The 25673-nt window shown below is 60.2% G+C and carries 26 protein-coding genes and 1 pseudogene; 17 read left to right on the forward strand and 10 right to left on the reverse strand.

Annotated elements, in window-relative coordinates; genetic code table 11:
* Nucleotides 1–7: 7 nt before the first annotated feature.
* Nucleotides 8–559: a GNAT family protein gene (locus BSK43_RS34655; protein WP_077470315.1), complete on the forward strand. Its 552-nt coding sequence runs from the start codon at nucleotides 8–10 to the stop codon at nucleotides 557–559.
* 32 nt (nucleotides 560–591) lie between these two features.
* Here the strand turns inward: BSK43_RS34655 and BSK43_RS34660 are convergent, their stop codons facing one another.
* Nucleotides 592–1353, reverse strand: a complete 762-nt coding sequence (locus BSK43_RS34660) for a helix-turn-helix transcriptional regulator (protein ID WP_136687444.1) — start codon at nucleotides 1351–1353, stop codon at nucleotides 592–594.
* Between the two features lie 320 nt (nucleotides 1354–1673).
* On the opposite strand from BSK43_RS34660, the gene leuA reads away from it, so the two are divergent.
* On the forward strand, nucleotides 1674–3347 hold the full coding sequence (gene leuA, locus BSK43_RS34665) for a 2-isopropylmalate synthase (RefSeq protein WP_077470317.1): 1674 nt from the start codon (nucleotides 1674–1676) through the stop codon (nucleotides 3345–3347).
* Nucleotides 3348–3425: 78 nt separating this feature from the next.
* On the opposite strand, the gene BSK43_RS34670 is transcribed toward leuA, so the two are convergent.
* The 5 genes from BSK43_RS34670 to BSK43_RS35940 all read right to left on the reverse strand — a co-directional run bounded on the left by BSK43_RS34670 (nucleotide 3426) and on the right by BSK43_RS35940 (nucleotide 7045).
* A complete protein-coding gene (locus tag BSK43_RS34670) occupies nucleotides 3426–5051 on the reverse strand; it encodes an SDR family oxidoreductase (protein ID WP_246662781.1) in 1626 nt (541 codons plus the stop codon).
* The gene (locus BSK43_RS34675; RefSeq protein WP_077470319.1) at nucleotides 5048–5467 is read right to left on the reverse strand and encodes a thiol-disulfide oxidoreductase DCC family protein; all 420 of its coding nucleotides are present in this window, start codon (nucleotides 5465–5467) and stop codon (nucleotides 5048–5050) included. The genes BSK43_RS34670 and BSK43_RS34675 overlap by 4 nt, the downstream gene beginning before the upstream one ends.
* A gap of 202 nt (nucleotides 5468–5669) precedes the next feature.
* Nucleotides 5670–5924 carry a hypothetical protein gene (locus BSK43_RS34680; RefSeq protein WP_077470320.1) on the reverse strand — a complete coding sequence of 85 codons (255 nt, stop codon included), beginning with the start codon at nucleotides 5922–5924 and terminating at the stop codon, nucleotides 5670–5672.
* 207 nt (nucleotides 5925–6131) lie between these two features.
* The gene (locus tag BSK43_RS35935; RefSeq protein WP_246662807.1) at nucleotides 6132–6590 is read right to left on the reverse strand and encodes a phosphatase PAP2 family protein; all 459 of its coding nucleotides are present in this window, start codon (nucleotides 6588–6590) and stop codon (nucleotides 6132–6134) included.
* Nucleotides 6482–7045, reverse strand: coding sequence for a hypothetical protein (locus BSK43_RS35940; RefSeq protein ID WP_246662782.1), 564 nt, complete (start codon nucleotides 7043–7045; stop codon nucleotides 6482–6484). Before BSK43_RS35940 ends, BSK43_RS35935 begins: the two co-directional genes overlap by 109 nt.
* A gap of 448 nt (nucleotides 7046–7493) precedes the next feature.
* Between BSK43_RS35940 and BSK43_RS34690 the strand changes: the two genes are divergently transcribed.
* From BSK43_RS34690 to BSK43_RS34710, 5 genes and pseudogenes are all read left to right on the forward strand, one after another.
* Nucleotides 7494–8447: a helix-turn-helix domain-containing protein gene (locus BSK43_RS34690; protein ID WP_077470321.1), complete on the forward strand. Its 954-nt coding sequence runs from the start codon at nucleotides 7494–7496 to the stop codon at nucleotides 8445–8447.
* Nucleotides 8448–8603: 156 nt separating this feature from the next.
* Nucleotides 8604–10111: pseudogene (gene adh, locus BSK43_RS34695) on the forward strand (aldehyde dehydrogenase).
* A 79-nt stretch (nucleotides 10112–10190) separates the two neighbouring features.
* Nucleotides 10191–10583 (forward strand): DUF779 domain-containing protein, encoded by a 393-nt coding sequence (locus tag BSK43_RS34700; RefSeq protein ID WP_136687445.1) that lies wholly within the window; start codon nucleotides 10191–10193, stop codon nucleotides 10581–10583.
* 92 nt (nucleotides 10584–10675) lie between these two features.
* The gene (locus tag BSK43_RS34705) at nucleotides 10676–11272 is read left to right on the forward strand and encodes a DJ-1/PfpI family protein (RefSeq protein WP_077470322.1); all 597 of its coding nucleotides are present in this window, start codon (nucleotides 10676–10678) and stop codon (nucleotides 11270–11272) included.
* 20 nt (nucleotides 11273–11292) lie between these two features.
* Nucleotides 11293–11643: a ribbon-helix-helix domain-containing protein gene (locus tag BSK43_RS34710; protein WP_077470323.1), complete on the forward strand. Its 351-nt coding sequence runs from the start codon at nucleotides 11293–11295 to the stop codon at nucleotides 11641–11643.
* A gap of 59 nt (nucleotides 11644–11702) precedes the next feature.
* Here BSK43_RS34710 and BSK43_RS34715 read toward each other — a convergent pair whose 3' ends face one another.
* Nucleotides 11703–12215 (reverse strand): hypothetical protein, encoded by a 513-nt coding sequence (locus tag BSK43_RS34715; RefSeq protein ID WP_077470324.1) that lies wholly within the window; start codon nucleotides 12213–12215, stop codon nucleotides 11703–11705.
* A 296-nt stretch (nucleotides 12216–12511) separates the two neighbouring features.
* On the opposite strand from BSK43_RS34715, the gene BSK43_RS34720 reads away from it, so the two are divergent.
* Nucleotides 12512–13084, forward strand: coding sequence for a hypothetical protein (locus tag BSK43_RS34720; RefSeq protein WP_077470325.1), 573 nt, complete (start codon nucleotides 12512–12514; stop codon nucleotides 13082–13084).
* Here BSK43_RS34720 and BSK43_RS34725 read toward each other — a convergent pair.
* Nucleotides 13081–13665, reverse strand: coding sequence for a TetR/AcrR family transcriptional regulator (locus BSK43_RS34725; RefSeq protein WP_077470326.1), 585 nt, complete (start codon nucleotides 13663–13665; stop codon nucleotides 13081–13083). The two genes, BSK43_RS34720 and BSK43_RS34725, sit on opposite strands and share 4 nt — an antisense overlap.
* Before the next feature lie 62 nt (nucleotides 13666–13727).
* Between BSK43_RS34725 and BSK43_RS34730 the strand changes: the two genes are divergently transcribed.
* From BSK43_RS34730 to BSK43_RS34740, 3 genes are all read left to right on the forward strand, one after another.
* A complete protein-coding gene (locus BSK43_RS34730; protein WP_077470374.1) occupies nucleotides 13728–14648 on the forward strand; it encodes an alpha/beta fold hydrolase in 921 nt (306 codons plus the stop codon).
* A 167-nt stretch (nucleotides 14649–14815) separates the two neighbouring features.
* Nucleotides 14816–15805: an aldo/keto reductase gene (locus BSK43_RS34735; protein ID WP_077470327.1), complete on the forward strand. Its 990-nt coding sequence runs from the start codon at nucleotides 14816–14818 to the stop codon at nucleotides 15803–15805.
* Between the two features lie 98 nt (nucleotides 15806–15903).
* Nucleotides 15904–16797 carry a LysR family transcriptional regulator gene (locus BSK43_RS34740; protein ID WP_068395220.1) on the forward strand — a complete coding sequence of 298 codons (894 nt, stop codon included), beginning with the start codon at nucleotides 15904–15906 and terminating at the stop codon, nucleotides 16795–16797.
* 63 nt (nucleotides 16798–16860) lie between these two features.
* On the opposite strand, the gene BSK43_RS34745 is transcribed toward BSK43_RS34740, so the two are convergent.
* Nucleotides 16861–17919 (reverse strand): NAD(P)-dependent alcohol dehydrogenase, encoded by a 1059-nt coding sequence (locus BSK43_RS34745; RefSeq protein WP_077470328.1) that lies wholly within the window; start codon nucleotides 17917–17919, stop codon nucleotides 16861–16863.
* A 378-nt stretch (nucleotides 17920–18297) separates the two neighbouring features.
* Between BSK43_RS34745 and BSK43_RS34750 the strand changes: the two genes are divergently transcribed.
* The 6 genes from BSK43_RS34750 (at nucleotide 18298) to BSK43_RS34775 (ending at nucleotide 23187) form a co-directional block, all read left to right on the forward strand.
* Nucleotides 18298–19332: an aldo/keto reductase gene (locus BSK43_RS34750; RefSeq protein WP_077470329.1), complete on the forward strand. Its 1035-nt coding sequence runs from the start codon at nucleotides 18298–18300 to the stop codon at nucleotides 19330–19332.
* 81 nt (nucleotides 19333–19413) lie between these two features.
* Nucleotides 19414–20910, forward strand: coding sequence for a PAS domain S-box protein (locus BSK43_RS34755; protein ID WP_077470330.1), 1497 nt, complete (start codon nucleotides 19414–19416; stop codon nucleotides 20908–20910).
* 198 nt (nucleotides 20911–21108) lie between these two features.
* Nucleotides 21109–21288: a CsbD family protein gene (locus BSK43_RS34760; RefSeq protein ID WP_068395212.1), complete on the forward strand. Its 180-nt coding sequence runs from the start codon at nucleotides 21109–21111 to the stop codon at nucleotides 21286–21288.
* 39 nt (nucleotides 21289–21327) lie between these two features.
* Complete coding sequence (locus BSK43_RS34765) at nucleotides 21328–21612, forward strand: BON domain-containing protein (protein ID WP_077470331.1); 285 nt, start codon at nucleotides 21328–21330, stop codon at nucleotides 21610–21612.
* 54 nt (nucleotides 21613–21666) lie between these two features.
* Entirely contained in the window at nucleotides 21667–22185 is a 519-nt protein-coding gene (locus BSK43_RS34770) for a DUF992 domain-containing protein (RefSeq protein ID WP_174073870.1), read from the forward strand.
* Nucleotides 22186–22374: 189 nt separating this feature from the next.
* On the forward strand, nucleotides 22375–23187 hold the full coding sequence (locus tag BSK43_RS34775; RefSeq protein WP_246662783.1) for a PhnA-like protein: 813 nt from the start codon (nucleotides 22375–22377) through the stop codon (nucleotides 23185–23187).
* Between the two features lie 98 nt (nucleotides 23188–23285).
* On the opposite strand, the gene katG is transcribed toward BSK43_RS34775, so the two are convergent.
* Entirely contained in the window at nucleotides 23286–25484 is a 2199-nt protein-coding gene (gene katG / locus BSK43_RS34780) for a catalase/peroxidase HPI (protein WP_077470333.1), read from the reverse strand.
* Nucleotides 25485–25673: the final 189 nt, after the last annotated feature.

The raw sequence follows: 25673 nt of genomic DNA on the forward strand, positions 1-25673 counted from the left end.
GCGTATCATGGCCTTGTCTGAAGATAGTTTTCCCACACTCTCGACCGATCGCTTGCGGCTGCGCGAGCCGACCGCTGATGATTGCCAAGGCTGGCACGAACTGCTTTCGATCCCGGAGGTCACACGGTTTTCGAACTGGCCGGATGCACCGAAGAAGCCTCAGGCGGAGCGATCTTTGAAATGGATGTGCACGGCTTTGTCCAAGGGGAAGGGCTGCGCGTGGATCATGGAAGAAAGCGTATCAGGACGGCTGATTGGCGCCATCCGCTTCAACAGCATCAACCGGCATGCGAGAGTGGCGGAAATTGGGTATGAACTCCACCCGTCATCCTGGGGCAAAGGACTGATGAGCGAAGCGGCGCGGGCCATCGTGCGATGCGGTTTCGAGGATTTTTCGCTGAACCGTATCGAGGCTTGGACGCTGCCGGGAAATGTCGGATCCGATCGGGTTCTCGAAAAGGCCGGTTTCCGATATGAAGGCACGCTTCGCCAGAAGGCATGGTTCAAAGGAGCGTTCCATGACTTTCGCATGTTCGGTTGCCTAGCCGACGAACGATAGGGATTGCCTTCCTGCGATATGGTGCCGGGAGTTCAGGCCGTTAATGCGGATTGAAAATAGTCTCGCGGCGACCGCCCAAGGGAGCGCCGAAACATCGCCGAGAAGGCACTCGGGCTGTCGTAGCCGCATTCCAGGGCGACATCGAGAACGCTTTTTTCTTCCGCCAATAAAGTCAGGGCCTTCAGCATTCGCGCCTGCTGGCGCCATTTGCCGAAACTCAATCCCGTCTCGCGTTGAAACAGCCGCATGAAGGTTGCCCGGCTCATATGGAGCTGCTGGGCTGCCTGTTCGGTGGGGAGTTCGAGAGCAAGCTCGTTACGCATCCGATGACAGAACTCGGCGAGTACCGCATGCGTTGGCATCGGCAGGTTGAGCGGCTGCGCCGGCAGGAAGCTCAGTTCGAGAAGGAGCAAGCGGATAACGGCGTCCGCCATTTCCTGCTTGTCGGACTTGTCTACGAGTTCGGCGAGCCGGAGGATAAGCTCGCGCAGCAGCGGCGTAACCTCGACCACCATGCAGTCTTTCGGCAGGGCCGCATTGCTCTCGGCCTCGATCAGCAGCGAGCGAAATCGAACGCTCGTATGGCTTGTGGTGACATGCTCGAGGTTTGGCGGCAGCCAGACCGCGCGGCTTGGCGGGACGACCCAGGTGCCCCTGTCCGTCGTCAAGGATATTACGCCGCCAACGGCGTAGAGGAGTTGCGCCTGATGGTGGCTGTGCCTGGGGCTGGAGAAACGGTGATCATCATGTGCGATGACGGAAACGTCGTCAGTGATGCTGACACCAAACTGCAAATGTGCTTGATCCTTTTGCGACGATAATTGATCCATACACGTGAGAATAACATGGCTTGGAGCGATAACCTAGGGTTCGTTCAAGCAGGAATTTCTCGTCAGGTGTTTATCCCCTCCCGCAATTTGCATGGTTTCGACAGGCTGCATCCAGCAGCCATCGCATCCTTGCATCTGCAGGCAGGCTCCACTGACACGCTTGCTGATCTGCTTGTTTCCGTTGCGCTGCGACTTAGCGGCGGTCGTCGGGACTGACGGCATCCCGGCGACCGTAGGCTGCTGTCCGCTTTTTCCCAAAATACCGACACGCAACGGAACGGATCATGTTGAAGAATCCCGAAACCAAATATCGTCCCTTTATCTCACCCATCGAATTGCCTGATCGGCAATGGCCGAGCAGACGGCTCGCCAAGGCGCCGCGCTGGCTGTCCACGGATCTGCGCGATGGCAATCAGGCACTTGCCAATCCGATGGATGTCGAGCGCAAGCTGCGCTTCTACGACATGCTGCTCGCCTCCGGCTTCAAGGAAATCGAAGTCGCTTTTCCATCGGCCTCGCAGATCGAGTTCGATTTCGTCCGCGCCTTGATCGAGGAAGATCGGATTCCCGAGGATGTCGCGATCCAGGTGCTGACTCAGTCACGCAGCGATCTCATCGCCCGCACCTTCGAATCCTTGATTGGCGCCCGCAAAGCCATCGTTCATCTCTACAACGCCACCGCGCCGCTCTTCCGCCGCGTGGTTTTCGGCATGGAGCGGCACGAGATCGTCGATCTCGCCGTCAACGGTGTGACGGCGATGCTGGAGGAGAGCCTCAAGCAGCCGGATACCGACTGGACCTTCGAATATTCGCCTGAAACCTTCTGCTTCACCGAGCCGGATTTCGCGCTTGAGATCTGCGAGCGCGTGCTCGACGTCTGGCAGCCGACAGTGGATCACCCGGCCATCCTCAACCTGCCCGCCACGGTCGAGGTGGCAATGCCGAACGTCTATGCCGACCAGATCGAATGGTTTTGCCGCAACATTTCTCGCCGAGAAGCCGTCGTGATCAGCGTTCATCCGCATAATGACCGAGGCACGGCGGTGGCCTCAGCCGAACAGGCCCTGCTTGCCGGCGCCGACCGCGTGGAGGGTTGCCTCTTCGGCAATGGCGAGCGCACAGGTAATGTCGATCTGGTGACGCTGGCGATGAACCTCTACACGCAGGGCATCGACCCCGAGCTTTATTTTCCTTCTATTCGCGAGGTGGTTGGCACGGTGGAATATTGCAACGGCCTGCCTGTTCATCCGCGCCATCCCTATGCGGGCGAATTGGTACACACCGCTTTCTCGGGCTCGCATCAGGATGCCATCCGCAAAGGGTTTGCCGCTCACGAGCGCCGCAACGACGGCATTTGGGAAATGCCCTATCTGCCCGTCGATCCCGCCGATATCGGCGAGAGCTACGAGGCGGTCATCCGCGTCAACAGCCAGTCGGGCAAGGGTGGCGTCGCCTGGGTGATCGAGCAAGACAAGGGGCTGAAATTGCCGCGTGCCATGCAGGTCGATTTCAGCAGGCACGTGCAGCTTCTGGCCGACGAGACCAAGCGGGAGCTGACCGCCGAGGATATCTGGGCGGAATTCGTCCGCGCCTATCGCCTCGATGATACCGGCAGCTTCACTTTGGTCGACTATGAAGGCGGTTTTCGCCGAGGCTCCGGGTCGGAACGCATCTTCACCGGCCGCATCCACAATCGGGATCGAGAGATTGCCGTCTCGGGTCGCGGCAATGGTCTTGTCTCGGCGGTGCTGGCGGCGCTTGCTGAAGCCTTTGGCGTCGAGTTGAGCGTCATCGACTATCAGGAGCACGCGCTGCGTCGCGGAACGGACGCAAAGGCAGCCGCCTATCTGCAATGCGCCCGGCCGGACGGCAGGCAGGTCTTCGGCGTCGGCATAGACGACGACGTTGCAACGGCAACGGTCAAGGCGGTCCTCAACGCAGCAAGCGCGGCCGAGTGACGGCGATTGGCATCGTTCGCTATCGGTCGAGAAACCGACCGGTAGCGGCAATCGTCATGCAGCGGCGGCGGTGTTGGATCAATCGACTTGCTGTAGCCAGCCGCGATAGTGGACGATCAAGCCGATGACAGGCAGGGCGATCGAGACATCGAAGTGGAAACGATCGCTCTCCGACCATTCATAGGCCGTACTGCGCGGCGCAAGCAAGAGCGGCAGAGGAACGCCAAGAAATGACCATCCGCGGATCTCCATGCTAAGCCCGTTGCCGCGCGGGAGGAGATCGAATGCGAAGCGAAGCGGGCCGAAGCGCTCGACGAGATGACCTTTGTCCTCGCTCAAGCAACTGGAAAAACGCAATCCCGAAAAGTCGCGGGTCCAGCACTCGGTGCCGCTCTCTTCCTCGAAGGAGACATGCAGAGGATGAATTCCCTCTGGGGGAAATCCGAACAGTTTGGCGACCAGGCGGGCGGCAAGGGAGGCTCCGCGGCTGACGACCGCTTCACCCTCCGCCCCGCCGTCGCCGAAGACTTCATGCATGGCACGTACCGGCTGGGACAGGAGAGGGAAAGTCTGACCCATGACGCGCCGATAAAGCGGGGTATAGGACATTTCCCTCGTTTCGTCGGTGATGGCCAATGCCTGAAACAGTTCACGGAACTCGGCAAGCTGCGAGAGACCGCCTGCATGCCGGGCGCCGGGCGAAAGCCGGCCGTCTCGCAAGGCGCGCGTCAGCAATTGCGCGGGAAGGGTCGGGATTTCCACGCCATCGCCATTCTCGGCAATCAGCGTCCAGCGCCGGGCCTTCATCGCGCCGTGCGCAATCCCTTTTGCCTCTATCGTGACAGCCGAACGTGCGGTGCCTAACCGCACTGTAAGACCCTGAAGCGGCAGAAGGAGACGCCCAAATCCGCGCAGCGACGCGATCCAATCCCAAGCAACCGGCCAGGATAGCAGCCACAATGCCAAGGTCTGGAAGGCAAATTCCGGTCCGGCCCGGAAGATGACGCTCGGTCGTCCTTTTACCTGGTTGACCAGCAGATCGTGATCCGGCACGTCGGCGAGCGCGACCAGTCGCTGCAAGCTCGGCTGTCCGGAAATAGCGTAGGTTTCCCGCTTCAGCATGTGCCAGCCGATCTTTTCCTGCCAGCGCCGGCCGCGCCACACACGCACCGGCTTGCCGACATAGCTCAAGATCGCGGATGCGACCGAGGCTCCCGCCGTTGCGCGGTTGGAAGCGCCGATAGACATCTCGATCGAACGTACCTCGTCCATGTCATGGGTAAGTTCGGTGATGACGACGCTGGACAAGGCAGGAACGCTCGATGCACCTGACATGATGCAGATCGCGGCCGCTCGGGCTTGTTCATCGAGCTTGCCAATCGCGCCGACGAATTCGCGGGCATCGGCGAGGTCGATATAGTGGACGCCTGCATTGATGCAGGCTTCGGCAACCCGGTAGTCGCTCTGCTGGAATGGCCCTGCAGCATCGATGAGCAGAAATGGCCTGTGCTCGTTTAGGATAGCAGTCAGGCTACCATTGCGGTCGGCGCGCAGTGCAGTTGCGTTCTGCAATTGACGGGCAAGGGCCTCTGCTGCCTCACGGTTTCGCCCGGCAACCAGAACCTCGAAACCGTCGCCGGCCAGCCGTCGTGACAAGCGCGAACCGAAGCCGCCATAGCCGCCAAGAACGAGGACTTTCTTCAAAGGATGCGGTCCGCCTGCTCTGCTGTCGGCAGCCAGCAGGTCTCGCGCTTGCCGAAGATGCGGTAGCGATTGCGGGCCAGCCAGCGATAGGTGGGATCGCGTAGCCCTTTTGGAACGAGGCGCAGCAGGGAGAATGCTTTCCAGGGCCAGCCGAGGCCGGCATAGATGCCAAGCACGGCATCGCTGTCTCGCAGCACCTGCGCACCGTCAACGACGATCATGCTGTCCGGATCGGCGGGGTCGATGCCGAAACACCGATAGAGCCCCGCCCCGGTCTCATCTTGCATGGAGGCGAGGCGAAAGCGGCCGACATGGTCATGGCGCAGCACGAACTGGGCATTGGCCGAGCACAGGACGCACATGGCATCGAAAACGATGATAGGGCCTTGATATTGGCTGGTATTGCTGTCGCTCATGCGGGCGTCGGAGTTCCTGCGGCGGGTTCTACCGACAGCTTTGCCCGGCTACGAGCTACGCGTCAATTGCAGGATCGGAAGCGGTCGCTCGCGAGCCCACAAAAGCGTGTGATGCGGATCATGACGGGGCGCAGAGACAGATGCTCTACCTATCTGCTGAGTAGATCCGACCCGATCGCGACGATCGGGTCGGATGTTGGGCTTAGCGGTAACGCCATCCGCCGTGCCACCACTCGCGGTGTACCCAGTAGCGATGTCCATCCCAATAGCCGCGTCCCGGATAGAAGGCGCCATAGGCCGGGCCAACGGGCACGACGACGACAGGTCGGCCGTTGGGGCGGCAATGGCCATAGGGGCCGCGGTGGAAACCGTAGCCGCATCCGTCGGCGGCTTCGGCTTGTGAGATCGTTGCGAAGCAGGCTGTGGCCGCAAGGGCCAGCAAGATAATCTTTCTCATGATGTCCTCTAAAGAGCTTGATTATTATCCCTTCAGCACTTGAACGGCCGCGATCGGCAAATCCGTCGCAGCCTTTCGATATTTTCATTCGATTGTCGATGGAGCGCGGCCGCGACCGGAAAGTCGGTGCCGTCTGGATGCCATAGCCGGATCATCGGAGGTGCTTCAAACGAAACGCCTGGGAGGGGTGTTAAGCCTCGGCCTGTGTCAGGATTGCGTTTCCATTGTCTGGGATGGAAGGTTGGACTTCGCGGGACATGCTTTCTCTACCGCTGCTTCCAGCTTTGTCTCTCTGATAAGTTTCCCTCGCAGCAATGCGCGCAAGGTCATGGGCACGGTCTTGTATCGCTCCCCAAGACATAGATGCCCGTCGGAGCCGTATGCGAACAAGAGCTGGCGGCGGGCGAATATATGGGCGAGCCACAGGGCAAATGCTATTCCAACGCCCCAGCCCATCAGGGTGTCGCTTGCCCAGTGGGCACCCACCCATTGGCGCGACAGGCAGATCAATACACCGGCCGGCATGAAAACCGGACGCAGACGCGGAAAGACCAGTGCTAGCGACATAGCCATGGCACCTGCAGTCGCTGAGTGCCCGGATGGAAAGGATGCAAAGTCCGCGTGAAACGCGAAAGGCTGGAAATAGAACGCGCCATTCGTCTGCAGGAGTTCCGGCCGGGCGCGGCCGATGGTGTTCTTGAGCAGCGATGCGACAAGGCCACGCCGGCGACGGAGAGGAAGATGAAGGCGGCGGCAGTCGCGATGAGATCGGTGCCCGTCCGTGCGGATTTACGCAATTTATGCGCCGGGGCGAGGACAGCGAATATCAGCAGGGCGCCGCTGAATGACAAAACCAGAAGTCCGGTGCCGAAGCTGCTGATCCACTTTGCCGCCCCGCGCAGCTGATGCGGGAACGATTTCATCCAGACGCCCAGCGGATAGTCGGCGGTCACCATCACCAGCAGCGACAGGGTGAGGAAAATGAGGATGATTGCAATCGGACGCTCAAGAAAGGCGCGGTTTGCCGGGGGCGAGAGCGTTGGCGCTTCGAAGAAGCGCTTGACACCATTGACCAGGCGTGCGCGGCAGTTGCCGGCGAGATTTACTGGTGTTTCCTTCATGGGCTGAGAACCATGCAGGCGTACGCGCAGAAGGCCAATTGCCCGTCGCGGGCAATATGTTCGTTGATAGATCTGGCCTTCATCAAACTGGGTCTCAAGCTCCGTCTTTTCGCGCATCATTGCTACAAGAACACGCTGACAACCGCCTGAAAGAGCGTTCGCGCCGCACTTGCGTTTCTACGGGCATTGAGATTGCCTATGCATGACGCAGCCGATCGAAGTGCCCGGAATCCGGCAAGTGGCGTGCCACATCACCCTCCATCGGGCAGCAATGCTCGATATCGAGGTCATCCCGCTTGAGAGCTCGGCTGCGGCGAGGCTGAAAAGGGATGAATTGCCAAGGGGATGGCGAGCAAGACAGCTGGTAGACGCCAAAAGAGCCAGCGAAGGATTGCGTTACATGGCTTTTTTAGCGACAATCGATGTTGCGTTCGGTGGGAGGAGCCAGATGCACGAATATTCCGCGCATGCGGATCAGGTCTACGCGTCAGCACAGTCGGCCGCGGCCAGTTCTTCGGTCGTTGCCTCCTGGCGCCGCTGCATGACGATGCACCGTCTCGCGCCGGAAGAGAAACGTTTGCCAATGCGGCTGACGGGCCAGGAATTCGCGGCCGCCATGGAGCGCTCCGAGCGCCTGATTGCGGAAGCTTCCAACGAGTTGGATCGCCTCTTTCTCACAGTCGGCAAAGCTGGATGCTGCCTGCTGCTCACCGACCGGGACGGCATAGCGCTCGAGCGCCGTGGCGCTGTTGGAGACGACAAGGAGTTTCATGACCTCGGCCTATGGACAGGCACGATTTGGACCGAAGCAAGCATGGGCACCAACGGCATCGGCACCGCCTTGGCGGATGATCGGGCCGTGGCGATTTTCCGCGATCAGCATTTTCTTTGCGCCAATATCGACCTGAGCTGCACGACCGCGCCGATCCGAGATCATCGTGGGCAATTGGCCGGAGCGCTCGACATTTCCACCTGCCGTGATGACGTTAACGATGTGACTTTGGCGATCCTCTCGCAGACCGTTCGCGATGCGGCGCTGCGCATCGAGCTAAACCTGTTCAGGAGCGCCTTCGCCGGTGCCCGCTTTGTCATGGTTCCCACGGATACGGCGTCCACATCGGCGCTTCTGGCCGTCGATCGTAATGATCTCGTGCTCGGGGCGACCAAGGCGGCCCGTCTTGCGCTGAAGCTGGACGATCATCGCATTGCCGCTGGGCTTCCGGCCTCGGACGTGTTGCGCGAGCAGCAAGGAGGGGCGGGCGAAGACCTGCAGGAGGCCGAGCGCGCCGCGTTGTTGCGTGCGCTTTCGCGCGCAGACGGCAATGTCTCACAGGCAGCCACGGCACTCGGCATGAGCCGCTCGACGCTGCACCGGAAGATGAAACGGCTCAATTTGCATTGATTTACCCATGACCGGCATTTGTCCGGCGCAGCTGTCGCAGAGTTGCGACACTGTGCGCTGCGGTATTGTTCGCCAACACTACCAAGTAAAAGAGGATGGACGCAGATTTCTCCCATTGGGTCCCTATCCCGGACCTGCCGACCAAGGGAGGATGGCATGCTGCATCAGAAGATCGTCGAATCTCCGTTCAAGCTGAAATACGGCAATTACATCGGTGGCGCCTGGCGCGAACCGATCGGCGGCAAATATTTCGACAACCTCACACCGATCACCGGTGGCAAGATCTGCGAAATACCGCGCTCCGACGAAAAGGATATCAATGCCGCGCTCGATGCCGCCCATGCGGCTAAGGACAAATGGGGCAGGACCTCCGTCGCCGAGCGCTCCAATATCCTGATGAAGATCGCCCAGCGCATGGAGGATAAGCTGGAGGTGCTGGCGCAGGCGGAAAGCTGGGATAACGGCAAGCCGATCCGCGAAACCATGGCCGCCGACATTCCGCTCGCCATCGATCACTTCCGCTATTTCGCCTCCTGCATCCGCGCACAGGAAGGTTCGATCGGCGAGATCGACCATGACACGGTCGCCTATCACTTCCATGAGCCGCTCGGCGTCGTCGGGCAGATCATTCCGTGGAACTTCCCGATCTTGATGGCAGCCTGGAAGCTTGCGCCGGCGCTTGCGGCCGGCAATTGCGTTGTCATCAAGCCTGCCGAACAGACACCGGCTTCGCTGCTGGTCTGGGCCGAACTGGTGGGCGATCTCCTGCCGCCGGGCGTTCTCAACATCGTCAACGGCTTTGGCCTCGAGGCCGGCAAGCCGCTTGCCACCAGCCCGCGCGTCGCCAAGATCGCTTTTACCGGCGAAACGACGACCGGCCGGCTGATCATGCAATATGCCAGCCAGAACCTGATCCCCGTCACGCTGGAGCTCGGCGGCAAATCGCCGAACATCTTCTTTGACGATGTTGCGGCTGCTGACGATGATTTCTTCGACAAGGCGCTCGAAGGTTTTGCGATGTTTGCCCTCAACCAGGGCGAAGTGTGCACATGCCCAAGCCGCGCGCTGATCCAGGAATCGGTCTACGACCGCTTCATGGAAAAGGCGATCAAGCGTGTGGAAGCGATCAAGCAGGGCAACCCGCTCGATTCCGCAACGATGATCGGTGCCCAGGCTTCGAGCGAGCAGATGGAGAAGATCCTCTCCTATCTCGATATCGGCAAGCAGGAAGGGGCGGAAGTGCTGACGGGCGGCGCGCGCGCGACCTCGGCGGCGAACTGGCGAGTGGCTATTACATCAAGCCGACGATCTTCAGGGGCCACAACAAGATGCGTGTGTTCCAGGAAGAGATCTTCGGCCCGGTGGTTTCGGTGACGACCTTCAAGGACGAGAAGGAAGCGCTCGAAATCGCCAATGACACGCTCTACGGCCTCGGCGCCGGTGTCTGGACGCGTGACGGCAATCGCGCTTATCGCTTCGGCCGCGAGATCCAGGCGGGCCGCGTCTGGACGAATTGCTACCACGCCTATCCGGCGCATGCGGCCTTCGGCGGCTACAAGCAATCCGGTATCGGGCGCGAGACGCATAAGATGATGCTCGATCACTACCAGCAGACCAAGAACATGCTGGTGAGCTACAGCCCGAAGGCGCTCGGGTTCTTCTGAGACCTCCCAACGAAGCCAATGAGGCTCCCAGCTGTGGTTGGGGGCCTTCGTGCATTGCGGTCAATCAAGGAGGATGATCATGGATGACATAGGCACGGAGCCGCGCGTACTGGCGACAGACAAGGCGCTCGACCTCATCCGCGAGATACAGCAGGATCATCCCGATATCCTCTTCCATCAATCCGGAGGCTGTTGCGATGGCTCATCGCCCATGTGCTATCCGGTGAACGAGTTCATGATCGGCGACAACGATGTGAAACTCGGCGAGATCGGCGGCGTGCCCGTCTATATCAGCGGCAGCCAGTTCGAGGCGTGGAAGCACACGCAACTGATCATCGACGTCGTGCCCGGCCGCGGTGGCATGTTCTCCCTCGACAATGGTCGAGAGAAGCGGTTCCTCACCCGCTCGCGGCTTTTCGGCGGCGGCGAGGCCTGTGCAATTCCGGATATCGGCCGCCCGCCTGCGCGATAAGCTGCGCGGATCTTGCTTGTAGTATTTGCCTAATACCCGCAGTGCACATTCCTTTGCTAAACTATGCCTGTTGGTTTTGAGGGAGGAACACGATGCCAGCAGCAAAGATCTTGATGATCACCGGTGATTTCACCGAGGATTATGAAACCATGGTGCCGTTTCAGACGCTGCTTGCCTGCGGCTACACGGTGCATGCCGTCTGCCCCGGCAAGAATGCCGGCGAGACGGTGGCGACTGCCATTCATGATTTCGAAGGCGATCAGACCTACTCAGAGAAGCGCGGTCATAATTTCGCGTTGAACGCCACCTTCGCCAGCATCCGTGCCGAGGACTATGATGCGCTGGTGGTCCCAGGCGGCCGCGCACCGGAATATCTTCGCCTGAACCCCGATGTCATCAAGGCAGTGCAGCACTTCTTCGAAGCCGGCAAGCCTGTCGCCGCCATTTGCCATGGCGCGCAATTGCTGGCGGCTGCCGGTGTTCTCAAGGGACGGACCTGCTCGGCCTATCCCGCCTGCCGCCCGGAAGTCGAGCTTGCCGGCGGCATATATGCCGATATCGCCATCAACGATGCCGTAGCCGATGGCAACCTCGTGACCGCGCCCGCCTGGCCCGCGCATCCATCCTGGCTGCGTCAGTTCATGGCAGTTCTCGATGCGAGCGCCCTGTCGGAAGCCAACGCAGCCTGAGGGAAAGCCGGGAGGCATGCATGTGCGAATTGTTCATCAAGGCCGATGCCAGGCTCTGGGAAAGCACGACGCGATCCCTGCGTATCGATGGCATGGTGACCAGCGTGAGGCTGGAGAATTTCTTCTGGTCGAAGCTTGAGGAAATTGCCCGGCGCGACGGCATGAATGTGGTCCAGCTGATCACGAAGCTGCATCACGAGTCGATCGATGCCGGACATGATCTCGGCAATTTCACATCGTTTCTCAGGGTCTGCTGCTCACGCTATCTCGACCTGCAGCTTGCCGGAGATATCTCAAGCGATCTCTCCGAACCCATCGCCGGGCTCGATGCCCCGGCGATCCTCGACCGGGAGCGCCTGAAATATCATTGATCCGGCTTGCTCTCCGCCGTGCCCCACGCGGCGGAGAGCACGGTTCCTTGCCCAGCGGCCTAAAGTTTGGCGAAGGCCACGCTTCTCCAGATCCATCCCGCCTCCAGTGCCGTCTTCTGCAAGGGCGCCTTGATGGCGGTCGTGTCGAATGCATACTCGTAGATCGCGCCGAACGATCCATCCTCGCGGAAACCATAGGACTTGCCGAAGCTCTTTTCTGCCGTCTGGCCACGAAAGGCCGAGGCTGCGAGAGCAATCGTCGGAACGCCCGCACTCCATTCAACGGACCATTCCTGGTCGACCGAACGAACCTCGCCCTTTTGCTCGTCAAACCGCATCAGCACCTTGAAGAGCCGCTTGATGCCGGCCTTCGCGAAAAACTCGTACCATTGCGCGTCAACGATCTTCCATTCGGCAACAAGGTCCACTCCTTCGGCGCTACCGTCCCGAACAACAAAGGGTACTGAATCCTGGTTGAGCGAGATGAGGGCGGTTCGGAGCATGGCGATCGGTTGGCGCCCCACACCTTTCTCGGGATATTTTTTGCCGGTGAACAAGTCCCAAAGGCCCATTTTCGCCATCCGTGTCTATGTGGGGAAGCCGGCGGATAGTGATACATGCAATGAGATCAGCGGCAATCGCCATTTTTGGGGGACAACGTTCAGTGTCGGCAGGATGACGAGTTTGGTCGGTTTTTTGCTGCGAAATGCAACTATAAAGGGGCATTTCCATCTGGTGATATATCCCAGGTTATCCAATGCTTAACTAACCTATGGTAGTGATGTAGCTGCCAACTATCGCATGACGCATAGTGTGTTTTCCGCCAGGCTTCCATGAGGGAGAAGCTGTTGCGCGTCGGGAGTTTGCAATGACGTCGATCTTCAACGCACCTTCGGCAGCGCTCGCCATTCTTCAACAGATCAATGCTGCCACGTCCGCACCGCAGCCGCCGCAATCGAGCACGGACAATCTCATTGCCGTTGCCCACGGTCAGGCGGACAAGGTTGCGGTCTCCAGACAGCCGACGCAGGCGCAGTCGAAAGTTTCCGAGGCGTTCTTTGGAACAGACGGTAAGGTCAACATCACGAAGCTGAAGATGGATCTCATCGAGCGCACCGGTAAGGCGCTCGGTGTTGAAAAGGATAGCTTCGTTTCGATGGATGACTTCATCGCCGCCATGAAGGAGGCCTTCAACAAGATCAAGAATGATCCCGGCGCCATTCACGCGATTGAGAAGGACCTCGGCCTCGATAAGCTTGGTTTGTCGCTTGAAGACGTTATCAACAGTGCCAAGGATGGCGAGAACAACGACAAGGTGACACGAGCCCTCGAAAGGCAACTCAACCAGGGCAGAGACAAAAAGGATGACGGTCAGACCGGTCAGGTGACGGCAATCGGCTTGGATAAAACCGGCCTCTATGGCCTCCTGTCGTTCTACTAGTTCAAGTCTAAGCGACCGTCGATAAGCCGGGCCGCCGCCTCCGCCGCAGTCTCCATATAGCTTGGGTCGCGATGCAGCAGCACGACGGCAAACGAGCCATCGAGAAGCAGCATGATCTGCCGGGCAAGGGAAGCGGCTTCAGCGCCAGCTCCGGCCTCTGTAAAAACTCCCGAAAGCCAGTCTTCGACACGTTTCTTGTGAGCGCGCGCAACAACCAAGGCGGGGTGGCCGGGAAGGTTGACCAGCTCGACAGAGGTGCGCAGGAAGCCGCAGCCTTTCCATTTTCCACTCTGTGCGGAGCGGGCGAGATGGCGAAAAATGCCGGCGATCTTCTCGGCTACGCTGCCTTCCGCTTCGTCGAACCAGCGCTTGAACACGACAAGGTTCGGCTGATCGCGGGCCTCCAGATGAGCGGCGATCAGGTCATCCTTGCTGCGGAAATGATAGTAGAGGGTGCGCTTGGTCACCCCGGCTTTTTCCGCGATCGCATCGACGCTGACGGCCCGGATGCCGTCCTGCTGGAAAAGCTTCGCGGCGGCCTGCAGAATGCGGTCGCGTGTCGGCAGGGTTTTATCTTTCATGACCTCAAAGTATACCGGGTAGTGAATATACACAACGCGGCAATCATCCCATGCTGCCGGCCATGAGCGACGAAGCGATCCTTTCATCGACCATCAGCGGTCTGCCGATTTCCATTCACTGCGAAGACGGCGTTGTCCTTGGTGGTCATCTCTGGCGCGCGGAGAGGAGTGCCCCGGTTGGTAACGTGATTATCAATCCGGCAACCGGCGTCCTCGCACGCTACTATCACCGCTATGCGCAATTTCTGGCGAGGCACGGCTTCGATGTCCTGACCTTTGATTATCGCGGCATCGGCCAATCGCGTCCGCAACTGCTCCGCGGCTGCCACTATCGCTGGCGAGAGTGGGGCGAGCGGGATTTCGAGGCCGTGCTCCAATTCATGGCCAAGCATCGGCGCGATGGTCCGCTTATGGTCGTCGGCCACAGCATCGGCGGTTTTCTGCCGGGATTGGCTGCAAGTGCCGAGATGATCGACCGAATGCTGACTGTCGGCGCCCAATATGCCTGGTGGGGAAACTATGCTCCACGCCGGCGTCTCCGCCTGTTCGTGAAATGGCATATTGCCATGCCTGCGATGACCGCCTTCTACGGTTATTTTCCGGGCCGCCGGCTTGGCTGGCTGGAGGATTTGCCGAGGGGCGTCGCGAACGAATGGAGCTTTCGCGGTCGCCGGTTCGAGCGCAGCCATCCGAAGGGCGAGAGGAAAGAGGTGTTGCGCCGAATGGCTGCGGTCAAAGCGCCGATCCTGGCGGTCGCGGTTTCCGATGATGAACTCGGCACCGTGCCGGCGGTCCGCCGGACACTGGACTATTATACTGGCGCGCAACGCACGGCCGTGTTGTTGGCCCCATCCGACTTCGGTCGCGATACAATCGGCCATTTCGGCCTGTTCCACGATAGCCACACGGCCGGCTTCTGGACCGATACGCTGTCATGGCTACAGGAGGGGCGGAATCCCTGGCCGGCATCTGTGGTTGCATGAGAAAGCTAAGGGCGGGTCTTCCAACCCCAGCATTGATCTCTTCCGGACTCTCACTCATGAAATCGGGATATAACTTCATGCCGATTATGCCGCCTAATCGTTAGGTGTCACCTCACATATTTTCTCCCCATCTAAACCGGAACGCTCGCAAGAGCAGGAGAAATGCGATGAAGAATCGTATGCTTGGAAATAGCGGCCTTGAGGTCTCGGCCCTCGGATTTGGCTGCATGGGCCTGAATTTCAGCTATGGCCATGCGTTGAGCAGGGATGAAGGCGTCAAGCTGGTGCGTGATGCTGTCGAGCGTGGTGTTACCTTTTTCGACACGGCCGAAGTCTATGGCCCCTTCACCAATGAGGAAATCGTCGGAGAGGCCCTGCGGCCTGTCCGCGATCAGGTGGTAATCGCCACGAAATTCGGCTTCAACATCGAGAACGGCAAGATGAGCGGCCTCAATAGCCGCCCCGAACATATCCGCGAGGTGGCGGATGCTTCGCTGAAGCGACTGGGCATTGAAGTCATCGATCTCCTCTATCAGCACCGCGTCGATCCCGAAGTGCCGATCGAAGATGTTGCCGGCACCGTGAAGGATCTGATCGCCGCCGGCAAGGTCAGACATTTCGGCCTCTCCGAACCCGGTGCACAGACAGTGCGCCGCGCCCATGCGGTGCAGCCAGTGGCGGCACTGCAGAATGAATATTCGCTGTGGACGCGCGGGCCTGAAACCAATGGCATCCTGGAGGCCTGCGAGGAACTGGGCATCGGCCTCGTTGCCTACAGCCCTCTCGGCAAGGGCTTCCTGACCGGCGCGATCGGCAAGGACACGAAGATCAGCGAGAATGACTTCCGCAAGCTTCTGCCGCGCTTCACGCCGGAAGCGATGGAGAAGAACCAGGCACTCGTCGACCTGCTGCAGCAGATCGCCGGCAGTAAGAATGCCACACCCGCGCAGATCGCACTTGCCTGGCTATTGGTGCAAAAGCCCTGGATCGTTCCGATCCCCGGCACCACCAAGCTGCATCGCCTGGAGGAAAATCTGGCGGCGGCCGATGTCGAGCTGAGCGCGACAGAGCTTGCCGAAATCCAGCGTGCTCTCGCAGAGATCGCCATTGAAGGCGAGCGCTATCCGGAACAATGGCTGAAGACCACGGGTCGCTGAGCCCTACGCTGATTGCCGGCGGCCTCCCGCCGGCACATCTTGCCGCATTGCCAGAACCCCCGATATAACTGGCACACAATTATATCGGGGGTTCATGAATGCAGCGGGAGGAACTGGTCGATCTGAATGCCTTTGCCGTCATCGCTGAGGAGAAGAGCTTTACCCGTGCGGCTGCCAAGCTCGGCACCTCCCAGTCGTCTCTCAGCCATACGATCCGGCGTCTGGAGGCGCGGCTCGGCGTGCGGCTGTTGACGCGCACGACCCGCAACGTGGCGCCGACGGAAGCGGGAGAGCGGCTGTTGGCCACGCTTCTGCCGGCGCTTGAAAGCATCGGCACGGAACTCGCTTCCTTGAGCGAATTGCGCGAGAAGCCGGCCGGTACCATCCGCATCACCACGTCGGAACATGCAGCCACCAGCATCCTCTGGCCTGCGCTTGAAGGGCTGTTGCGGCAATATCCAGACATTCATGTCGAACTCAGCATGGATTCCGCCCTGCGCGATATCGTCGCCGATCGCTTCGATGCCGGCGTCCGGCTCGGCGAGGCGGTCGCCAAGGATATGATCGCGGTCAAGATCAGCCCCGATGTAAGAATGGTCATCGTTGGCTCTCCGGACTATTTCGCGAGGCATCCGGAACCGAAGACGCCGAACGATCTATCGGATCACAACTGCATCAATCTGCGTTTGCTCAGCGCCGGCGGCCTTTATGCCTGGGAGTTGGAAAAGGAGGGGCGCGAGGTCCGCGTCCGGGTTGACGGCCAGCTCGTCTTCAACAATATCGGCATGATCACGCGTGCGGCCAAGGCCGGCTTGGGGCTCGGCTTCGTGATGGAGGATCATATTGCGGAGGAACTGGCGAGCGGCCAGCTCGTCCGGGTTCTCGAGGATTGGTGCGCGCCGTTTTCCGGCTACCACCTTTACTATCCGAGCCGCCGGCAACCTTCGGCTGCCTTCTCCCTTTTGGTCGAGGCATTGCGCTACCGAGGCTGATCGTGCCGATCGCTGCATATCACCATCCCGGCCGCCTTGGGCGACCGGGATCGGCGTATTGTCTCAGGCTGCTTCCGGAACGGAAAGCGACGCCATGTCGATGACGAAGCGATAGGGAATATCGGCTCGCTGCAAGGCCGCAAATGCCTCGTTGATCTGTTCTGGGCGGATGATCCGGCACTCGGGCAGGATGCCCTTTCGTGCGCAGAAATCGATCACTTCCTGAGTCTCGCGCATGCCGCCGATCGGCGATCCGGCAACGCGACGGCGGCCGACCAGGAAAGGCAGGCCGTTGACTTCGCCCCAGGGGCCGACCTGGCCGACAATGACAAGCGTTCCGTCGACGTCGAGCAGCGGCATATAGGCATCGAGATCGTGCTTGACCGGGACGGTATCGATGATCAGGTCGAAGGCGTTGGCTGCGGCTTGCATTGCCGTTGTATTGCTCGAGACAAGGAAATTGTCCGCGCCAATTTCGCGGGCCGCCTTCTCCTTGTCGGGCGAGCGCGAAATCATCGTCACCTTGGCACCCATGGCTGCCGCGAGCTTGACGGCCATGTGGCCGAGGCCGCCCATGCCGATGACGCCGACACGGCTATGTGGGCCGACATTCCAAGTGCGCAGCGGCGAGTAGGTCGTGATGCCGGCGCAAAGGATCGGAGCGGTGCGGGAGATGTCCATGCCCTCGGGCACGGTGCAGACGAACTCCTCACGCACGACGATATGCTTGGAATAACCGCCCTTGGTGATCGAACCGTCGATGCGGTCGGGGGTGCTGTAGGTGCCGGTATTGCCCTCGCGGCAGAACTGCTCCTCGCCGCGGCGGCACTGATCGCAATGCTGGCAGCTGTCGACCATGCAGCCGACTGCGCCGTGGTCACCCACCTTGAACTTGGTGACGTCGCTGCCGATCTCGATGACGCGGCCGACGATTTCATGCCCCGGAACCAGCGGATAGAGCGCAAAACCCCAGTCGTTATGCGCCATATGGACATCCGAGTGGCAGATGCCGGCATAGACGATTTCCATCACGACGTCATTTGCTCGTGGTGCGCGGCGCTCGAAAGTATAAGGCTCCAGCGGCGTTTCCGCCGAAGTGCATGCATAGCCAATGGTCCTCATGTCCTCATCCCCGTCATTTGGTTGTCTTGAAACCTGCTGTGCTGCAGGTCTCGATTATCCGACGAAGATTAACCGAGGCTAGGCACGGCGTTAATAGGGCTGGCTTTGATAGCAATCATGTCGATGATTCATGAATGACTGCCCGATGTTGCAATCGGCGCCGGATCATTAATATCCTCAAGGCGCGATGCTTGCGGAAGAGGCCTGAAAGGCAGGCAATCTGCCGCTTTCAAGCAAACGGCCGAACGTCCGACCCATTATCCGGATTCCCGAACAGTAAAATCATAAATTCGCGTCTTATTCCTTTTCTTTGCCGATATTACATATACATAAGGATTTATGTATATATAAGTTTCAGGCCGGTCGGGGGACAGGGGAATGCATCTTGACGAATTTGTTGCGCTCGGCCGATCGGGACTGAGCGTCAGCCCACTTGGCTTGGGAACCATGACCTTTGGCGAGGGCGTCGCCTGGCAGGCGCGCGTAAACAAGCCCGCGGTGATCCTGGATCGCTATGTCGGCCTCGGCGGCAATTATCTCGATACGGGTAGGGGAGACGAAAAACCGGGTGCCCAGACGGTTGTCGGCAATTACCTCGCACAGAACTCGAGCCAGCGCGACCGCCTCGTGATGGCGGCAAAGTTCGGTGTCAGCCAGGAAGATGTTGGCCGTGGTCGCGAAGCCATCATAGCGGAATGCGAGCGAACCCTGCGGCGGCTGCGCACGGACCATCTCGATCTCTTCTGGCTCGATAATTGGGACATGCAGGTCCCTCTCGACGAGATACTGGCGGGATTGAACGATCTCATCCAATCGGGAAAGCTGCGCTATTTCGGCATCTCTGATGCCCCCGCCTGGAAGGTCGCGCATGCGCAGCTGATCGCGCAGTTTCACGGCTGGGCGCCATTCATCGGCCTGCAGATCGAATATTCGCTGGCGGCCCGGCTGTTCGAGAGCGAGCTCATTCCCATGGCGCGCGGGATGGGGCTTGGCGTCGTCTCGCATTCGCCCTTAAATGGCGGGCTTATCAGCGGCAAATATACACGAAAGAACATCGGAAACCTCACCTCTGACGGCGCGTCGCCATTGGCGCAGCACCCCGATGAACAGCGTCTCGAAATCGTCGACGCCCTCATCCGCATTGCCGCCGAACTCGACACCACTACCGCGCGGGTAGCCCTTGCCTGGGTATTGGCGCGGCCGGCCGTTTCCTCGACCATTATCGGCGTACACACCTTGGCACAGCTCGATGATGATCTTGGTGCGCTCGATGTTCAGCTCTCGCGCGAGCAAACGACAACGCTCGACGCGCTGACCATTCCGGTCCACTCGCTCGTCCTGCCGGTCATATTGCAGAATGCGGCGCCGCCCAGCTGCGTGGATTATTCCACGATGAATCAGAGGCTCTCCTGATTTTCGGGTGACCCGCCCTTCTGGCTTCTCTTATCGCCTTATCTTCCTATGTAAGCACTAAGTGTCAGGAAGAGGAACAGCATGAGCGATGCGCCGCAGCCGCCGAATGTGAATCGGAACGTATTGCGCGAGCTCGTTGCGGGGTTGAGTGACGGCATCATCCTGCTCGATCCCGAGGGCGCGATTTCCTGGGCAAATAGTGCTGCATTGCAGATGCACCGGGTCTCCGCGCTTGAGGAGTTGGGCAGTGATGCCGCCGGCTATCGGCAGGCCTTCACGCTGCGCTACCGCAACAATCATCTGCTGGAGGAAGGGCAGTATCCGATCGAGCGGCTGCTGAACGGAGAGACTGTCGACGAAGTGACGGTCGAGATATCGCCTGCGGCGGATCTCGATCTCATCTGGGTGCATACCGTTCGCAGCCTGATCATTGCCGATGCTGGTGCGCGGCCGGACGTGCTGGCACTCATCATTCGCGACGAGACGCCGCTGTTCGAGGCGGAAGAGCGTTTCGAGCGCGCCTTCAATGCCAACCCTGCGCCCGGCCTGATTTGTCGCCTCGATGACCTGCGCTTCATCCGCGTCAACCAGGGCTTCGTAGAAATGACGGATTACGCCAAGGAAGATGTCATCGGAAAAACCGTCGATGAGATCGGCCTCTTTGCCAATTGCGATACCGGCGAGGACGCGTTGTCTAAACTTGTCGAAGGCCGGCTGATTCGTCAGCGCGAGGCGCTGATCCCCCTGCAAGGCGGTGGCGACCGGCTCGTCATTGTTGCGGGAGAGCCGATCGCCGTCGGTGAAGAGCCATGCATGCTGTTTACTTTCGCGGATCTCGATGCACGGCGAAAGGCTCAGAATGCGCTTCGCCAAAGCGAGGAGCGGTTTTCGAAATCCTTCAGGCTCTCGCCGGCGCCAGCGGCTATTTCCCGGCTGGACGATTTTGTTTTCACCGAAGTCAACGACGCCTTCGTTCAGCTCTCGGGTTATGGGACCGAAGAGGTCATCGGGAAAACGGCAAGCGAGCTGCGCCTGTGGGATGACATCGCCGCCCGGCGAGCGATGGAAAAGAAATTGACCGACAATGCGCCGCTCCGCGATGAAGCCTTGCGCATGAAGCAGAAGGATGGCTCGCTGGCTGATTGCCTGGTGTCTGCCGAGCGTGTGGAGATCAACGACCAGCAATGCGTCATCTGGTCGTTGCAGGACGTCACCGAGCGCAGGCGCAGCGAAGCGGAACTGATCGAAGCCATCGAAAGCGTGATGACCGACACGTCGTGGTTCAGCCGTTCCATCGTCGACCGGCTTGCAACCTTGCGGCAGGTCTCGAACGGCAAGGGCTCCACGGCGCAGCTCCTCGATCTCAGCGAGCGGGAGAGGGAAGTGCTTGCTTTGATCTGCCGTGGCCAGAGCGATGCCGAGATGAGCGAGACGCTGCATCTTTCCAGAAATACGATCCGCAACCACGTCGCATCGCTCTACGCGAAGATCGGCGTTAACAGGCGCTCGGCCGTTGTCATATGGGCGAGGGAGCGCGGTTTCACCGGCATGTCGGCATCGGCGAAGGTTCGAAAATAGGCCAAAGGCAGCCTCGTTCGGGCTCCATCGGAACGCCCCGCTTAAGAATCGGCATTGCAGGCCTCAAAAAGGCTAATTTGTACTAGCGCCAATAGTATTTTCCGCTCTGAAAGCCCATGCCGCCCCGCCCTACTTCCTTGTTCATGGCTTCGGTCAAAACCGAGGCCGCTGCTTTTGAACAAGCTAGGAGACAAGACCATGGATAAGAACCGTATCAAGGGTGCAGCCAAGGAAGTAAGCGGCTCCATCAAGGAGGCCGCGGGCAAGCTGACCGGCAACGACCAGCTCAGAGCCGAAGGCGCTGCCGAAAAGGTCGAAGGAAAAATCCAGGCCAAGGTCGGCAAGGCCAAGGACGCCATCAAGGATGCGCTTCGCTAAGAAGCGCGCGTCCGCTCTTGCGATCCCCGAGGCGTCCCGATGCTCTTTCTGGCCAAGCTTTCATCGCTAACGGCGTCGTCCGATAGCTGCGCGACCTGCGCAGCTATCCGGTGCCTGATTGCCTATGCCGATGGGCTCGAAGACTCGCATATCGAGGTTGCCAGCGTCGAGGGCACGATTGTCCTTTCGGGCATCGCATCATCAGACGAAGCGCGTGAGCGGGCGCTCGGGATTGCCGGCGAATATGCCGGCATTCGCATCATCAACAATATCGCCCTCAGCACCGATGAAGGATCGTCAGATCAGTCCGAGATCAGTGTCTAGGCATAGGGCGCAGGCCGACCTCACGGCCGCGCTCAATTTCCGCAAGGAGACATCATGAACAAAACCATTATCGCGGCTGCGGCCATTTCCGTTGCCTTTGGTTCTGCAGCTTCCGCTGCCAGCACGCATCATCATCCCAAAAAGCACCCGGCGCAGGTCGCGTCCGAGCCTAAGGAACGCCTGGGAACGCTCTCCTGCGAGGTTGCCGGCGGCGTCGGCATGCTCATCGGTTCCAGCAAGACGGTCAGCTGCACCTTCAAGCAGAGCTCTGGCAAACTGGAGCGCTACACCGGAACTATCGGTAAGCTCGGCATCGATATCGGGATTACCGGCAAGTCCTATCTGAGCTGGGTCGTGGTCAACACTGCGCCTGCTCGCATCGGTGACGGCGCTCTTGCCGGTACCTATGTCGGCGCCTCCGCGGGCGCTTCCGTCGGCCTCGGGCTTGGCGCGAACGTCCTGATCGGCGGCAACTCGAAGAACTTTGCCCTGCAGCCACTGAGCGCCGAGGCCGGAACCGGCCTTAACGTCGCGGCGGGTGTTTCGCGTCTGCAGTTGAGCCCGGCTCGCTGACAAGCGATCGACACCGGCGCCCGCCATCCGGTCGCGCGCCGTTGTCATTCCCCGCATGTCCATTGTGATCTTCAAAATCGGCGGACCAGCGCAAGCGGCCCGCTCCCATAAACGCGTCGCGAGGTTAGTCCCGTGAGTGAATCCATGAGCTATAACACCAGTTATCCAACATCCGCAGATATGCCGTTCATGCGGCGAACATCTTGGGGCGCGATCCTTGCGGCCAGCGCCATCGCCCTTGCCGTTCAGATCGTGCTGAACCTCCTCGGCGTCGGTATCGGCGCTGCAATCGTCAACCCAAGCAACAGCCAGAGCGCGCCCGGTCTCGCCGCCTCGATTTCCGGGGCAGCCTGGTTCATCGTGTCGGGCCTGCTGGCGGCTTTCGTCGGCGGCTATGTCGCGAGCCGTCTTTCCGGGACTATATCGACCGCCGTCGGGGTCCTGCATGGGATCGCCGCCTGGGCCGTATCGACCCTGATCGTCGTCTATCTCTTGACCACATCTGTCGGTGCAGTGGTAGGCGGTGCCTTCAACGGCGCCACGGAACTGTTGTCAGGCGCGGGCAAGACCGTTCAAACTGCTGCAGTCAGCGCGGCCCCCGCCATTGGCAATATGCCCAATCCGATGGATGCGATCGAGCAGCAGATCCGCGACACCGGCAATGATCCGCAGGCACTGCGTCAGGCAGCGATTTCGTCCGTCCAGGCCGTACTCACCGGCGACCCCGCGAAGGCCGACGAAGCCCGCACCCGTGCCGCCGACGCTTTGGCGCGTGCCCAGAATATTCCGGCGGATCAAGCGAAGAATGAGGTAGCTCAATACGAGCAGCAATATCACCAGGCCGTCGATGCAGCCAAGGCAAAGGCTATTCAGGCAGCTTCCGTCACGGCAAAAATCGTTTCGACGGGTGCCTTCGTCGCCTGCATCTCTCTCGTTCTTGCGATCGCCGCTTCCTGGATCGGTGCGGCCTGGGCCGCGGCGTCCAACCGCAATCAATATTAGCCACGAGAAAGCTATTACGCAGCAGCATCCTGTAAAGTGACAGGACGATCCGGACGCGGCCTGAAACCGGCCGCGTCCGAATGTTTTTCTACTTCACATCAGGCGATGTCGAAGCGGTCGGCGTTCATCACCTTGGTCCAGGCAGCCACGAAGTCGCGTACGAACTTCTGGGTGGCGTCACCCTGGCCGTAGACTTCGGCGATAGCGCGCAGCTGCGAGTTGGAGCCGAAGACGAGGTCGGCGCGCGTGGCGGTCCACTTGACTTCGCCGGTTGCGCGGTCGCGTCCTTCGAACACGTCCTTTGCATCCGAAACGGCCTTCCACTCCGTGCCCATGTCGAGCAGGTTGACGAAGAAGTCGTTGGTCAGCGTTTCCGGACGCTTGGTGAAGACGCCATGCTGGGTCTGGCCGGCATTGGCGTTCAGCGCACGCAGGCCGCCGAGGAGGACCGTCATTTCAGGCGCAGTCAGCGTCAGCAGCTGGGCCTTGTCGATCAGCAGCTCTTCCGACGAGACCGTGTAGGCACGCTTCTGATAGTTGCGGAAGCCATCGGCGATCGGCTCGAGAACGGCAAAGGCTTCTACGTCGGTCTGTTCCTGCGATGCATCGGTACGGCCCGGTGCGAAGGGAACGACCACATCGTGGCCGGCCTTCTTCGCAGCCTGTTCGACGGCAACGGAGCCGCCGAGGACGATCAGATCGGCCAGAGAAACCTGCTTGCCGCCGGTATGGGCATCGTTGAACTTCTTCTGGATGCCTTCGAGCGTGCTGAGCACGGAAGCGAGCTGGGCCGGCTGGTTGGCCTCCCAATCCTTCTGCGGCGCAAGACGAATGCGAGCGCCATTGGCACCGCCACGCTTGTCGGAACCGCGGAAGGTCGATGCGGAAGCCCAGGCTGTCGAAACCAGCTGCGGGATGGTGAGGCCCGAGGCTGCGATCTCGCCCTTCAGCGCGTCGATATCGTTGGCGTCGATCAGAGCGTGATTGGCTGCCGGGATCGGATCCTGCCAGATGAGCTCTTCCGTCGGAACTTCCGGGCCGAGATAGCGGGCGTGCGGGCCCATGTCGCGGTGCGTCAGCTTGAACCAGGCGCGGGCAAAGGCGTCAGCAAAGGCGTCCGGGTTCTCGAAGAAGTGCCGCGAGATCTTCTCATAGGCCGGGTCGAGGCGCAGAGCGAGGTCGGACGTCAGCATGGCCGGCGCGTGACGCTTGGAGCTGTCGTGTGCGTCCGGCACAGAGTTGGCGCCTGCGCCATGCTTCGGGGTCCACTGGTGTGCACCGGCCGGGCTCTTTGTCAGTTCCCAATCGTAGCCGAACAGGTTCCAGAAGAAGTTGTTGCTCCACTTGGTCGGCGTCGAGGTCCAGGTCACTTCCAGACCGCTGCCGATGGTGTCGCCGCCCTTGCCGCTGCGGAAGCTGTTCTTCCAGCCGAGGCCCTGTTCTTCAATGCCGGCTGCTTCCGGCTCCGGGCCGACATGGGCGGCATCGCCGGCACCATGCGTCTTGCCGAAGGTGTGGCCACCGGCGATGAGGGCGACGGTTTCTTCGTCGTTCATGGCCATGCGGGCGAAGGTTTCGCGAATGTCGCGGGCCGAAGCGATCGGGTCCGGATTGCCGTTAGGGCCTTCCGGATTGACGTAGATGAGGCCCATCTGCACGGCTGCGAGCGGGTTTTCCAGATCGCGGTCGCCGGTGTAGCGCTTGTCGGCAAGCCAGGTGTCTTCTGCGCCCCAGTAGATGTCTTCTTCCGGTTCCCAGACGTCCTCACGGCCGCCGCCGAAGCCAAAGGTCTTGAAGCCCATGGATTCCAGCGCGACGTTACCGGTCAGGATCAACAGGTCGGCCCAGGAGATGCTGTTGCCGTATTTCTGCTTGATCGGCCAGAGCAGGCGGCGTGCCTTGTCGAGGTTGACGTTGTCCGGCCAGCTGTTGAGCGGCGCAAAGCGCTGCGTGCCCGACGATGCGCCGCCGCGGCCATCGGCTGTGCGGTAGGTGCCGGCGCTATGCCATGCCATACGGATGAAGAGCGGGCCGTAATGACCGAAGTCGGCCGGCCACCACTCCTGCGAATCCGTCATCAGCGCGGTGAGGTCCTTCTTCAGGGCCTCGAGGTCGAGCTTCTTGAATTCCTCGGCGTAGTTGAATGTCTTGCCCATCGGGCTGGACAGTGCGGAATTCTGGTGAAGAATCTTGAGGTTCAGCTGGTTCGGCCACCAGTCACGGTTCGATCTGGCCGACACGGTCGTGTTGCCGTGCGGAAACGGACACTTGCCAGCGCCTTCGACTTTATTGTCCATAATTTTCTCCCTTGTAATGGCTTGAAGCATACTGCCCTGAAGGTGTCGTCACCCCTTGGGAAGCAGTTCGGTTTCGCGTCTGGCGCAATGACGACATGTCACGCGCGTGGAATCTCTAACTATTCTGACCTCCCGCGAAGCGGGCCGTCCGGAGGCAAATCATATTTGGCGCCTGGCATTTCAACCGGT

The organism is Rhizobium sp. P44RR-XXIV (assembly GCF_001999485.2).
Classification (GTDB): domain Bacteria; phylum Pseudomonadota; class Alphaproteobacteria; order Rhizobiales; family Rhizobiaceae; genus Rhizobium.